The 13,057-nt window shown below is 38.4% G+C and carries 9 protein-coding genes and 1 other RNA gene; 6 read left to right on the top strand and 4 right to left on the bottom strand.

Going from position 1 to position 13,057, the window contains the following annotated elements:
• Positions 1–29 precede the first annotated feature (29 nt).
• Together GVN22_RS00615 and GVN22_RS00610 are read right to left on the bottom strand one after the other, a co-directional pair.
• Positions 30–1,022, bottom strand: a complete 993-nt coding sequence (locus GVN22_RS00615; protein WP_166549134.1) for a zinc dependent phospholipase C family protein — start codon at positions 1,020–1,022, stop codon at positions 30–32.
• Between the two features lie 81 nt (positions 1,023–1,103).
• Positions 1,104–1,607 (bottom strand): GNAT family N-acetyltransferase, encoded by a 504-nt coding sequence (locus GVN22_RS00610; RefSeq protein WP_166549133.1) that lies wholly within the window; start codon positions 1,605–1,607, stop codon positions 1,104–1,106.
• 70 nt (positions 1,608–1,677) lie between these two features.
• On the opposite strand from GVN22_RS00610, the gene GVN22_RS00605 reads away from it, so the two are divergent.
• Entirely contained in the window at positions 1,678–2,289 is a 612-nt protein-coding gene (locus tag GVN22_RS00605) for a hypothetical protein (protein ID WP_166549132.1), read from the top strand.
• Between the two features lie 66 nt (positions 2,290–2,355).
• On the opposite strand, the gene GVN22_RS00600 is transcribed toward GVN22_RS00605, so the two are convergent.
• The gene (locus tag GVN22_RS00600; RefSeq protein WP_166549131.1) at positions 2,356–2,997 is read right to left on the bottom strand and encodes a hypothetical protein; all 642 of its coding nucleotides are present in this window, start codon (positions 2,995–2,997) and stop codon (positions 2,356–2,358) included.
• A gap of 161 nt (positions 2,998–3,158) precedes the next feature.
• On the opposite strand from GVN22_RS00600, the gene GVN22_RS00595 reads away from it, so the two are divergent.
• The 5 genes from GVN22_RS00595 (at position 3,159) to GVN22_RS00575 (ending at position 8,943) form a co-directional block, all read left to right on the top strand.
• Entirely contained in the window at positions 3,159–3,671 is a 513-nt protein-coding gene (locus tag GVN22_RS00595; protein WP_166549130.1) for a metallophosphoesterase, read from the top strand.
• Between the two features lie 90 nt (positions 3,672–3,761).
• Entirely contained in the window at positions 3,762–4,133 is a 372-nt protein-coding gene (locus GVN22_RS00590) for a co-chaperone GroES family protein (RefSeq protein ID WP_166549129.1), read from the top strand.
• 910 nt (positions 4,134–5,043) lie between these two features.
• Positions 5,044–7,080 carry a TonB-dependent receptor gene (locus tag GVN22_RS00585; protein WP_166549128.1) on the top strand — a complete coding sequence of 679 codons (2,037 nt, stop codon included), beginning with the start codon at positions 5,044–5,046 and terminating at the stop codon, positions 7,078–7,080.
• A 173-nt stretch (positions 7,081–7,253) separates the two neighbouring features.
• Positions 7,254–7,652: a transfer-messenger RNA gene (ssrA, locus tag GVN22_RS00580) on the top strand.
• Between the two features lie 88 nt (positions 7,653–7,740).
• The gene (locus tag GVN22_RS00575; protein ID WP_166549127.1) at positions 7,741–8,943 is read left to right on the top strand and encodes a site-specific integrase; all 1,203 of its coding nucleotides are present in this window, start codon (positions 7,741–7,743) and stop codon (positions 8,941–8,943) included.
• Positions 8,944–8,945: 2 nt separating this feature from the next.
• Here GVN22_RS00575 and GVN22_RS00570 read toward each other — a convergent pair whose 3' ends face one another.
• A complete protein-coding gene (locus GVN22_RS00570; protein ID WP_166549126.1) occupies positions 8,946–13,028 on the bottom strand; it encodes a phage tail tape measure protein in 4,083 nt (1,360 codons plus the stop codon).
• Positions 13,029–13,057 lie beyond the last annotated feature (29 nt).

Raw genomic sequence — 13,057 nt, 5'->3', positions numbered from 1 at the left:
ATTCATTCAATCACAAATCACTCAATAACCTAGTTCTCAGGAGTGGCTTTGCGAGATTGAAGTAAGCCATTCTTTAAAAGCTCATTTTTCTTCCAAGCTTTACTTTCAGTTTTGATTTTTTGCTTAGTAGCGTCCATGTTTTTGGTTATATCACTCAAATCTGGACAACCAGCATCGACCCAACTAGTGTACCAAAAGTCAGCTACACATTGCGATGATTCTAATAAACGTTCATTTACTGAATTACCAAGACGTTTGGCATAGGCTTTCGCAAATTCAGGCGTGTAGTTTTTACGCATTTGTCCAAATCTTTCTGAGCGTTTGAATTTTTGAGCTTCAGTAAACCCTTCAGAAGCATTGATTTCTTCCTCAAAAACAGCCTTAAGCATTTCGCTTGATTTTTTCGCTACTTTCCAAATCTCAGCTTGAGGGTTTTTCAAATAACGAGCTTTATGTTTTTGATATAAATTATACGAGTCTAAATGCAGTTCAGGAACAGTACTTTCCCATAAAGAATGCAAGCCCTTTTGGTTAGTCAACTGACCGTCATAATTGTAACTAGTGTGCAAAGGCACGTGTGCATCCGAAATATAGTGTCCCATATCGGCGGCATAATACAAAATACTGTCTTTTTGTTTGTTCTTAAATGCGTTGGTGAGCTTATCTTTGAGCCACAAAACCTCCCAAGGTACAGTACCGTATTTGCGAAGAGTATCTTCCGAGTATTTTTTTACGGCATCTTCCCACTTGTGAGGAATATTGTCGAGACCTTCTTTGCCGAAAACTGGCGCATCGCCGTCGATAAAGTGTTTGGTTTCCTCTTTGGGGTCATCTTTACGACGAACATCAGGGCGAACAGAGTTGTAAACTAGATAATCCATTTCGCTTCCAAAGAATAACTGTAAAGGTTTTGGAAGTGAGTAAATTGAAATTTGGTGGATTGTGCGGTGGACCAAAAATCCCCACGAGCCAAGAGCCACAAGCAATACGATTGCTGAAGAAGTGATGAATAGTTTTTTCATTAAATTTTTAAAATAACAACTAATGAGCTGTAGGTAATGTGATAAATACAAATAACAAAAACAAAAAAATTGATTTTATGGTTATTTGAAAAGCTCCTCAGGTTTGGATTGAAAATAGTCCTTTAAGTTTAATTCAAAGTATAAAACATTGTCTAGCGGGTTGTAAACATAAGGCGCTGTTTCGACAAACTGCATCGAACGATACAGTCCGATGGCGTCTGTAAGGGTCGTGAGGGTATCTAATTTCATGGTCGAATACCCTGCTTTGTAAGCAAATAAGATTAATTCTTGGGCTAGTTTTTTCCCGTATTTAAAACCACGAAAAGCATGACGAATGTAAAGTCTTTTCATTTCACAGACTCCCTCGGCGATGGGCTTTAGTGCAACACAACCTGCGGGTTGTTGTTCATGATACAAAATAATTATGCAACCTGTAGGAGCAGCGTAAACTTTTGAGAGTGTTTGAAGCTCCTGCTCAAAATTTTGAAAACACAAATCTACCCCAAGTTCGCGAGAGTATTCTTCAAATAACTCCTGAACGATGGCGAGTTCTTGATTTGAATAGTTTACATAGTGAAATTGCATAAAATCAACAAAGTGTTTAATTTTTTGACGAAGAAAACCTCAGCGTACTGCGATTAATATATTTTTGAATATGAAATTACAAGAAATTTTAGGAAAAGTCGTATCCGACAATGCAATTCATGCTCGTTTTTTGAATACTTTGTCGTTGATGGAAAACACTGGTGCTAGAAAAATTTCGGCATCTGAACACAAAAGAAAGGTTTCTTATATTGTGTTGAAACACGCAGCCGAGGAGGCTCGTCACGCTTTTTATCTAAAGAAACAAATTCAAAAAGTTGCTCAAATAGATGATTATGCAACCTATGACGATGAGTTCTTGATAGCTCCTTTTGCTAGTTATTCTTATCTAAATTTGCTTGATTTGCAGGTTTGTAAATACTTAAAATCTACTTTACAATTATCAGGTGTTGAACTTAAATACGCGGCTTATTTATTGGTGACTTATGCCATCGAGGTTCGTGCAGATGAGTTATATCCTGTGTACCAAGAGGTATTAGACCATGCCAAATCAAAAGTAAATATGAAGTCCATTATTGTAGAAGAAGAAGGGCATTTGGCAGAAATGATTTCTCAATTAAAAGAGTTTTCAAGTAATTGGGAAGAACATGCTTCAGTTGCTTGTCAATTAGAAACTACATTGTTCAATCAGTGGATTGAGTCGGTAGGACAGTCGATAAACTAAGCTGTTGTAGATACAAGGCAATAGGTAAACTGTCTAATATTGCCTTGTGTCTATCATATAAAAATCTTAGTTATCTGATACATACATCAAAAATCCCATAAGCCTATCAAACTTTTGAAGTTCTTCTTCAGGAGCTACTGAAAAAATAAGACCTCGTTGATGCTTTTCGAATAAATCCCTAAAGTTTTCGTCATTTACCAATTTTGATGCGATTAATCCCTTGAATCGTCTATGTGATTGATTATAAACATATTTACAGGAAAGCTTTGGAGTTGCATTAAACATACGGTTTATTGCTCCAAGCGATGAATGAGTTTCTAAAAACTCAAAGCCATGAGTTAGCATAAAACTTCGTACTTCTTCACAAACATCATCCAAATCCGAATCAGTTTGAATTTTGTATCGAAAGTTTTTGGAGTCGTTGAATTTTCCAATCGAAATCACAAAAGTGTTGGCATCTCCCCAGTAATCACGCGAGTTTCCAAGGTATTGTTGGGCAATTTGCTCAATCTTTTCATTTCGGCAGCCGATATTTACATCTAGCAAAATTTCATTCTCGTATGAAGTGCAGGTAAAAATAACGTTCAGAAACCCTGAGCTAGTAATTTTTCTATACTGCTTTTTATCTACCATCAACAGGTAATCATGCTCAAAGAAAAACTGGTTGAGTTTTTCATATAACTGTATTTCAAATGCTTGAGTGCTCATAAAGGAATTAACAGAAGGTTGGGGAGCCGGTCAATTCTGAGGTGAACGATTAGTCACCTACTTATTTTAGTTTTGAGAGTCAATGAATGTAATTGAAAAAATATACTTAAATGTATAAAATAATCACAAGAAGTACTAACAAAATATGACCGAGTGATATTATGGAAAAAGTATTAATTATATCAGATACACACAGTTACCTTGACCCAAGATTGATGGAGCATGTAGAATGGTGTGATCAAATATGGCATGGAGGCGATTGGGGCGACGTTGCGGTATCAGATACATTATCGGCGATAAAACCAATTTTTGGCGTTTATGGCAACATCGATGGTACACCCATTCGTCAGATATATCCTCTAATAAACCATTTTTATTGCGAAGATGTTTTAGTTGGTATGACACATATTGCAGGTGCTCCTTCCAAATACAAACCAGATGCACTAAAATGTTTTGATATACAGTTGCCTGAAATTTTTGTCTGTGGACATTCACATATCCTACAAGTCAAACGAGATTTGAATAGAAAAGGGATGTTGTTTATCAATCCGGGCGCCGCAGGACAACATGGTTTTCATCCAGTGCAGACGGCTATTCGTCTAAAAATTGATGGTAAGCGTATTTTTGATGTGGAAGTAATAAGTATGCCAAGAACCAAAACGAGAATTAATTAGTTTTCCTTTGACCTGTATTAAATTTTTGAGTAAAAAATATTGTTTAATTTTGCACAGAAACAAAATACTTTACTTAGCAATACTTAAAATATGATTACAACAATTGGAGGTATCAATACTTTGGATAAAGTGATTATGATGGGTGATAAGGTATTAATTCGCCCACAAGAAAGCAATGGTGTGACTCGTTCGGGTTTATTTTTGCCCCCAACAGTTCAAGAAAAAGAGGAGATATTGAAAGGATATGTCATCAAAATTGGCCCAGGATTTCCGATTCCTGCGGTTCAAGAAGATGAGCCTTGGAAAGATTCAGACCAAGTACGCTACATTCCTCTTCAGGTAAAAGAGGGCGATCAGGCGTTGTTTTTGAAGAGAAATGGTATCGAAGTAGAGGTAGATCATGAAAAATATATCATCATTTCGCAGTCAGCAATTTTGATGCTTGTCCGAGAAGATTGGTAGCTAAGATGCAGTTCATAAATTATTTTAATAATTCATGTGTTTTTTTAGAATATTTTTCAATACCTAGTATAAACGTTGTAATTTTAAATAAAAATTAGTAGTGAACGTTTCAATCTCAGTCGTCTGAGTGAATGACTCCAATAATCTGAGCAAAGTTATAAAATTTGGACGATTTCATTTCTTTTCTGCCATTTGGCATGATGATTGTATTTTGAGATAACATAATCGCCTTGGAATAACATTGAGCCTTAGGTTATTCTAATTTTTTATTCCATTCTTTTGCCGCTACAAAAGCACATGGAGTAGTTATTGATTTTTTGTGTTCGCCTAATATACAGAAAGTCTATTAGCTAAAACTTCTTTAAAAAGCATCTTTTGATAAAGATGTTAGCTTGCTTTAAAGAATACTTCAACTAATCTCAATTTTTGATTTTGTACCCAAAGTTAATTTGGACGTACATGAAATTTGTTTTGTCTTTAATTCCTCTTTCGCACAATAGCGGATAGGTAACAATATTTGGTTTCTATTAAGTAACCTTCAGTCTATATTTTGGCGACAATCTGTTTAAAATCGTGCTCTTTCATTGGCGGATGTTTGGAGCATAAAGCAGTGATTGTCTCAATGTAGAACAGGTTTGAATTGGTGGGGTTTTATAAACATTGGCGGATGTTTTGACTTTGAACCCCATCTTTCATCCTTATCAAAAGCATTGTAATCCTTGCTATACAAATACATGATTTGTATTTATCAAAAGACCTTAATCCTTACTTTACCAGTAAATACCTAATCAAATAATAAACCTCGAAGAGCTAAACTTTTCGGGGTTTTGTTTTTTTGATTGTACCTTTATGCTTTGAGTTACAATAGTCTTAATGCAACCAAGTCAACCCTTCTTTTTCTGTATAACACATGAAATGCGCCCTATTTCTATTTTTAATTCCTTTTAGTATTCAGGCACAAAAACCTTCTCCGGATACGCTCAATATAGCCAAAGAATTAGCGCCAGTCACCGTACTTTCGTCACGAATTCTTCAAAAAGAAAACCAATTACCAGTATCAGTTACAACACTAGGAAAAGCTCGTTTGCAAATAGGGCAAACCAAATTGTCATTGTTTGATGCACTCAATACAGTTCCTGGGGTATTTGCCATGAACTCTGAGAACTTTGCTCAGGACTTAAGAATTTCGATTAGAGGATTTGGTGCTCGAGCTGCCTTTGGGATTCGTGGGCTAAAAATTGTCCTTGATGGCGTGCCAGAATCAACGCCAGATGGAACCGCCAAATTGGGGAATATAGATGTGGGATTAATAGAAAGAATAGAAGTATTAAAAGGAGCAACAGCTGGCATCTATGGAAATGCCTCAGGAGGGGTAATTTCGTTGCAGACCGAAAGTATGCCTACTAAGCCTTACGCTGAAATATCGAGCACTTTTGGAAGTTATGGTCTAAAGCGCTATCAAGTAAAGTTTGGCTCTTCTTGGGGTGCATGGTCGGTGTTGGGAAGTGTATCAAGACTAGAAAGTGTGGGTTATCGTCAAAAGAGTGCTTTAGAACGCAATTTGTTGAATCTCAAGATAGGATTTCGTCCCTCGGAAAAAACACAATTAAGTTTGCTGACCACTTATATCAATAGTCCTAAAGCTGAAGACCCAGGAGGCTTGACTATTGAGGAGGTAAATAAAGACCGAACCCAAGCTCGAAAAGCCAATGTTGATTATAATACTACTGAATCTTTTAATCAGTTGAGGAATGCGTTAATTTTTGACCAAAAACTTGGAGAAAAAAGTGCTATCAACGCAAGAGCCTTTGTAATAAATCGTGATTTCAATACCAATCAAGCCTTTGAAGCAAGTGGACAAATAGCCTTTCAACGAGTATTTTGGGGTGGAGGACTTGCATATCAGTTTTCTACGAAAGGATATAAATTACGAACAGGTTTAGATTTGGAAAATCAAACCGATAATCGTCAACGATATGATAACAAATTAGGAGTACGCACTACGCTTCGCCTCGACCAAGAAGAGAGTTTTGATAATACGGGAGCATATATTTTACAAGAATTTGCCCCACTACCAGCTTTGAGAGTAGTATTAAATACACGCTATGACTGGATAAGAATAGGAGTTGTTGATAAATTTTTGTCAGATGGCAATCAGTCGGCTCAGAGAGATTTTCAACGATTTAGCCCTATGTTTGGAGTATCATACAGTCTTTCTCCTCGAAATACCTTATATGCCAACTTTACAAGTAATTTCGAAACTCCTTCTCTCAATGAATTGACTAATAATCCAACTGGTCAAGGAGGATTCAATCCAGACCTGAATCCTCAAAAATCGCAAAATTATGAATTAGGGTATAAAGCGTGGTTAGGTAATAAAACCAGAATTGACTTAAGCATTTTTCAGATCAATATTCAGGGTGAAATTGTCCCTTATCAATTACCTAATCAAGTGGGGCGTACTTTTTATAGAAATGCAGGAGAGTCTGTCCGAAAAGGTGTAGAATTGGGATTAAGTTATCAAATTATCCCAGCACTGACGACGTATCTCAATTATACTTACTCAGATTTTGTGTACTCAAGTTATAGAACTTTGGCAGGAGAATTTGCTGGAAATCGTTTGCCTGGGATTCCTACAAATCAAGTGTACGCAGAGTTAAGGTATTTTCCAAAATCAGGACTATTTGCAGTAGCGCAATTCCGAAGTGTATCGTCGATGTATGCCAATGATGCCAATAGTGTTTCTGTAGATGGATACCAAACCTTGAATTTGCGTGCAGGTTGGCAAAAACATTTGAAAGGAATTATAATTGAGCCATTTGTGGGAGTAAACAATCTTTTTGATACTGCTTATTTTGCCAATATTCAAATCAATGCCACTGCTAACAGATATTATGAACCAGCAGCGGGAAGGACGATTTATGCAGGTATAAAACTGGGAATTTAAAATGTTGAGGCTTTCGACAAATACCCAATGTGAAATAATTAGCTATTAGAGTATTGAAGATTTTTTAATCTCACCGATTATGAGATTTGCAGGAGCGATATACGCATAATTGATTTGAATTTTAGAAATTGATGAATTATTGTTATATTTGCACCTTAATAAGATAAAATACTGGGGACGACCGGTATTGACAGCTTGTGTATTCTGATAGTAAGCACGTCGGGAGTAGGGTAGACCTCCTGTTAAAAATCAACTCAAACAATAACTGGCAATACTTCGTATGCCATGGCAGCTTAATTCCTAATTTAGGATAAGTCTTAGGTCGCTTTCAACTAGGTTGATGCTTCCTGCCACATCCCTCCATGCCAAACTCTGCCGTGTGGAATTGGGGTGACGACAAGCAGAGTCGGGTTTTACTGATGTCTCTGAGTAAAATTTAGTATACCGAGTCTAAGGAGTATTTTTGGTCCGGCTTGAACCAAAGTATTCCCGACAATTAATCAAGACTAAACGTGTAGAAAGCTATGAGTTTCCTTGTCTGGACGAGAGTTCGAATCTCTCCGTCTCCACTATTAAAAACCGCTTATACGGCCTGTATAAGCGGTTTTTTGCGTTTATACCCCTCGGAATGGCAAAAATTTGGCAGTAAACAGACAAAAAATGGCAGTAAAAGCATCAAAAGAGGAATACAAATACGAGTTTAGACTACCCCGTTTGAATGACTACAACGGGGATGTTTCTAAGCCTTGGTTGATAACTTTCTATATCTGGAATATTGATTTAGCGAAGCTTGAAAGGAAACGTTTGACTCCTAAAGGAACTACAGCACAAGAGCGTTATAAGGATTCTAAAAACCTTATTAAAGAGATAAGTACCTGGTTGAAGAATGGAGCCTATACCGTTGATAAGAAAAAGAAGGTTTTACCCGTAAGCCCTCAGGCTGAAGAAAAGAAAAGTACTGTCTTTGATTATGTTTCTTTGTTTCTCAAGTTTACACAAAATACCAAAAAGCGAAATACTCTACGGACTTATAAATCACATCTTAAACGCTACACTAATTTTCTGATTAAGTACTATCCAAATTTTAGAGAGGTTACGGAGTTTTCTGGTCAAATGGCTTTTGAGTTTTTCGACCACCTTCTGAAGACAAGGAGAGAGGGAGGTTTGGAGCTCTCGAATAAGACCACCAAGACTAGCATTGGAACGATGAGTATCTTCTTTAATTTTTTGATGCGTCGGAAAATTGTAAAAGAGAATCCCTTTACTGAAATGGAAAGTTTGCCTATAGAAATTGGAAAACGAGTGGCTTTTTCAGATACTGATAGAGCATTAATTAAAACATATCTTACAGAAACTAATCCAAATCCGCAACTATGGTTATACTTGGCCATTATGTATTATACTTTCCTTCGCCCTGGGGAAGAGGTTCGTAATTTGAAAATTGGAGATATTGGAGAGCACTATATTAGAGTACGTTCTGATGACGCCAAAAATAGAAAAACTCAATATGTTCAGATATCGAGAGGACTTGAAGAATTGATACAGGAATACAAACTCCGAGATTATGATCCAGAGCTTTACATTTTTACTTTACAAGGTCGTCCGGGGTTGAAGTGTCCAGGGGATAGATGGTTTTATCTTCAGCATGCGAAAGTACTTGATGCACTGAATTTGAAGAATAAAAATTACTCTCAATACTCGTGGAAAGATACTGGTGTAATTGCGCTCTATCGGGCTACCAAGGATATTAAACTGATTCAAAGAATGTGCCGTCATAGCTCACTTGAGCAAACTGATAAGTACTTGAAAAGCCTGGGAATGTTCCTTGAATCTGAGATTTTGGAATCATTCCCAGTACTATAGGATTACTTGAACTTACTAGCAATAACTGCCAAAGAGCTAAGGTTGGCGGTTCGGTCTGCTGTTTTGGCGGTGTTTGAATTGATACTATTCAAAAGACGATTCATGTCACCTCGCATTCCTCTAAGCTCGGACAAAATCTCTCTTTCGGTTAGATTACTATCCTTGAGTTCTTGTACCGTGTTGGTAACCCCTGAAGCTATTTCCTTTTGAAGCTTGGTATTTTCGGCAATGGCCTGTTCTTGAGCAGTGGTATCGCCCATGCCATTGTTTGCCGCTGGGCTATTGCCGTCCCCTGCAGTAGTATTTGCTTCGGCTTGAACTGCATCACTTTGCTGTTTTTCCTCTTGTTGTTGTCTTTCTGCTTCTCGTTTTTCTCGAATACGGTCTTGTACACTTTCATCAAGTGTACCACCGTTGTCGAACATCAAACCACCATCTCGGTAAATAGGTGCACCGTTCCGGTGTAGAGAGCTGTGTAAAAGCTTATCTACTACAGGCCTGTTGTTTTGGTAGGTATTCCTCGACAAAATCATGATAGGTTCACCACCCTCCATTTCTCCAATTTCATGGCCAGTAGTACGGTCGATTAGTTGGATACCTGCATCCCCATATTTGTTTCCATGTCTAGAGCCTTGTGGTACACCAGCGTTTTTGATGACTGCCCCTTTTTGGGCAAAAGTTCTGGAGCTGATAGATGCCACTTGTACTGCTGTCATTACACCAGCTGCTGCCGCTGCAATGAGACCAAAAGGCCACCCAAACATCGCTAAGGATTTTACCACTGCCAAAGCGCCATTAATCAGTGCCTGGGCAATATCCATTTTCTTTTGCTTTTCGAAGGCCTCTTTTCTTAGCTGTTGTTCTTTGGCAGCATATTGTTTGTTAAGTTCGTCGGTTTTAGACTCGTACTCATCTTTACTGATGAGTCCTTTACTGTACTTTTCCTCCCAAGCTTTAAGCTGAGTTTCCTTTTCTTTGTTGAGGTTATTTACATCTTGTTGTAGGCGCAAATCACTGAGTTTTTTCAAAAAGTCAAAACCCATATTGGCATATTCTCCAACCTTATCGGTATGACTAATAAAATTTTTGGTTCTAGCATCTAGGTTTTTGGTATCAGCTCCAAGTTTGGCGGTGAGTCCATCGATAAAACCATTATAATCGCCATCCATTAAGGCTTTGAGACCTGCATAAAACTTTTTGTGATTTTCTTCTCTTAGTTTGTTGTGGTCTTCCTGCTCCTTGGTTTTTACTTGTTGATAGTTAGCGATTGCAAGCGAACTTTCAGCCAAATACTTTTGATCGAGACTCATTTGGTCAGCTCGGTACCTTCTATGAATTTCAGTAGTGTCTCGTCCAGAGGCTGCCGCTTTGGCTACTTCAGATTCATACGCTTCCTGAAGGGTTCGTTTTTCGGCTTGTAATTCAGCATCAAGTTTAGCCAAGGTTTCTCGCTTTTCGATATCGAGGCGCTGAAGCTTTAACCTTTGAATTTCGTTTTGATTATTTCGAGCCGTTAGTAATTCAAACTCATTAATGGCTTTTTCAGCATCGAATGAGTTCTTTATTTTGGCTTGACGTTTAGTATCTTGGTCTTTGGCGATTTCGCTAGCTGCCTTTTTCTCATCGGCTACTTTTTCGTTTCGAGCTTTGGTTTCTAGTGCATCAATATCACGAATGAGTTTATCGTTAAGGGCTTTTTCCCATGCAGCTTTGGTAGTTTGGCTAGCCTTGGATTGGGCAATTTGCGCCAATTCTTGTTGGTGTTTAAACTTGAGCTGGGCAACTTCCCTGGTATTTTCGTCTTTGATACGCTCAATATCCATCTTTTTGATTTCATTGAGCGCTTGATTTTCTTCTTTTAATTGGTCCTCACGTTCTTTTTGTGCTTTTTCTTTGGCACGTTTTATTTCCTCCTGACGATGTTTAGCCGCTGCTATTTCCTTTTTAGAAAGGGTTTCTTTATGCTCCGAAACGTCATTTTCGGCAATGGCTTTTGTAGTCTTTTTGGAAGCGTCGGCGGTATTATTAAGATGCTTTTGATGTTCACTTTCTTGGGCTTTTCTACCTTCGTTCATCTTTTCTGCATAGCCTTGAGAAAATGCAGTGCCAATTTTATTACCAGCTTGTTTGAATATATCTGGAGTAATAGCAGATAATAGTCCTGTAAATATTCCAACTGCTTTTTGCGCTAGAGCTATAAAACTATTGATTGGAGCAGTTAGAGCAACAATTCCAGTTTTTAGGTATCCCAGCACAGTGCTAACAATTGCCCAGCCTGTATTTAGAATGGACATCATTTTTTCTACTCCCGTACTTATTACGCCTACAGCTCCTTGAATCAGGGTTGATTCTTGGATAAATGACGTGATTTTAGTGGTGAGCTTTTGTACATAATCAACCCCTACTTTGATACTTTCCCATAAACCATTTATTACAGCTCGCAAAGATTCAGAGTTTTTGTACCAGGTAACTAGACCACCAACTAGTAAGGCGATACCTGCTACTACTGCTCCGATGGGATTGGCTGTAAGTGCTGTATTTAACAACCATTGAGCGGATGTGCTTGCAGTTTTGGCAATTGTAGCCGCTTTTTCACCTGCCGCATGAGCTAAACTTGAGGCCGTTGCTACAATTAAATGCCCATTGAAAGCCAATATTGCCGCCCCAAGGGCAATGAACATATCCTTATTTTCACGAACGAATGAGGGTACAGCCCTTATGGTATTTATAAAAGTGATAAAGCCTGCAGTTACCTTTACTAAAATAGGTTCAAGACCTGATCCAATTTCTGTTTTAAGTGTTGAAACTGTTGAACTTGCTTGCTTTGTTTGAAAATCAAGGGTATTTGTATTTTTAGCGGCTTGAGAATAAGCCTCAGAAGTACCAGTAAGTTTCTTGGTTAATTCAGTGATTTCTTTACCATGTGTAATGATATGTTGTGCAGCCACTACGTTTTCTTTACCGAAAAGCTTGGCAATTTCAGCCGTTGAAAGTTGCTTATTACCTAAATTTTCAATGGCTTTGTCCAGACCTACCACCTGTGGATTGGTTTCTTTAGCACCTGCGGATAGGGTTAGCAAAACATTCTTTAGCTGATTACCAGCTTCGCCACCTTTTAAGGCAATCGTACTGAGGGATTGTAAAATGGCATTGGTTTGCTCAAAACTAACCTTGGAAGCAGAGGCCACAGTACCTGAATTTTTGAGGGCGGCTGCCATTTCGTTGATTTCGGCTGAGCCTTCTTTGGCACCTGCTGCCATTACGTTAATGAAGCGACTGGCTGAGCTGGCTGGTTCTCCAAACTGGTTTAAGCTACTGGCAAGGGCATCGGTTGCAGGACCTAGCTCCATTTTACTTGCTTGAGCTAATTTGATGGCCTCGTTGGTTGTAGAGGCAAGTAGTTCTTTTTGGTCGAGCAATTCGGGTTTAGCAGAAGCCATCATTTTGTAAGCTTCTAACATTTCGTTTCCCATCATGCCAAACTCTGGTGCTGTTTGTTTAGCTGTATCGGTAAGATATTTGAGATCGTCACCTGTTGCTCCAGTAACGGCAGATAAATCAGCCGCTGCACTTTGGAAAACCTTAAATTCTCTAACACTGTCTGATACGAAATCATAAACGGCTTTTCCTGCTTCAAAAACTGAAACAACCGAAAAGGCACGAGTAAAATCTTCTTTGAATTGTTCCCAAATACCTTTTTGCTTTTCGGGTTCTTCGCCAAGGCTTCGCATATCGTCTCGTACACCTTGTAAAATGGGATTGATTTCAGATAGCCTTTGAGCCGCAGCATTATATTCGTCAGAGCCGACAACACTATCCTTCATGACTTTCACCATGTCGCGCTGAAGGTCAGTGAGTTGTTTAACGGTTAGCTCGCTAAGGTCCATTTGGTGACGAGCTGTTTCGACAGCACTAGCCAGCTCACGGACAACAGCCTTTTGGTCAGCCCATTCTTTGGTTCCTTTTTCAAGGCCAGCAAGTTTGTCTTTGGCTTCTACGAGTTGAGCTTCTATTTGGGAGAGTTCGCTAAGGAAGGGGCGCCCATCAAGGCGAAAAACTACGGTGCTTTCTTCTACAAGATTCATTGGTATAGAATAGTTTGATTATTCTATAC

Origin of the sequence: Cellulophaga sp. BC115SP, from assembly GCF_009905545.1 — a bacterium.
Lineage (GTDB): Bacteria > Bacteroidota > Bacteroidia > Cytophagales > Spirosomataceae > Flectobacillus > Flectobacillus rivi.
Note: the sequence above shows the minus strand (reverse complement) of the source record. Positions and strands in the feature narration are given on the sequence as shown.

Bases quoted from the DNA above. Each gene is read 5' to 3' on its own strand.
- GVN22_RS00615 (WP_166549134.1), bottom strand. From the start codon at position 1,022: ATGAAAAAACTATTCATCACTTCTTCAGCAATCGTATTGCTTGTGGCT.
- GVN22_RS00610 (WP_166549133.1), bottom strand. From the start codon at position 1,607: ATGCAATTTCACTATGTAAACTATTCAAATCAAGAACTCGCCATCGTT.
- GVN22_RS00605 (WP_166549132.1), top strand. From the start codon at position 1,678: ATGAAATTACAAGAAATTTTAGGAAAAGTCGTATCCGACAATGCAATT.
- GVN22_RS00600 (WP_166549131.1), bottom strand. From the start codon at position 2,997: ATGAGCACTCAAGCATTTGAAATACAGTTATATGAAAAACTCAACCAG.
- GVN22_RS00595 (WP_166549130.1), top strand. From the start codon at position 3,159: ATGGAAAAAGTATTAATTATATCAGATACACACAGTTACCTTGACCCA.
- GVN22_RS00590 (WP_166549129.1), top strand. From the start codon at position 3,762: ATGATTACAACAATTGGAGGTATCAATACTTTGGATAAAGTGATTATG.
- GVN22_RS00585 (WP_166549128.1), top strand. From the start codon at position 5,044: ATGAAATGCGCCCTATTTCTATTTTTAATTCCTTTTAGTATTCAGGCA.
- GVN22_RS00575 (WP_166549127.1), top strand. From the start codon at position 7,741: ATGGCAGTAAAAGCATCAAAAGAGGAATACAAATACGAGTTTAGACTA.
- GVN22_RS00570 (WP_166549126.1), bottom strand. From the start codon at position 13,028: ATGAATCTTGTAGAAGAAAGCACCGTAGTTTTTCGCCTTGATGGGCGC.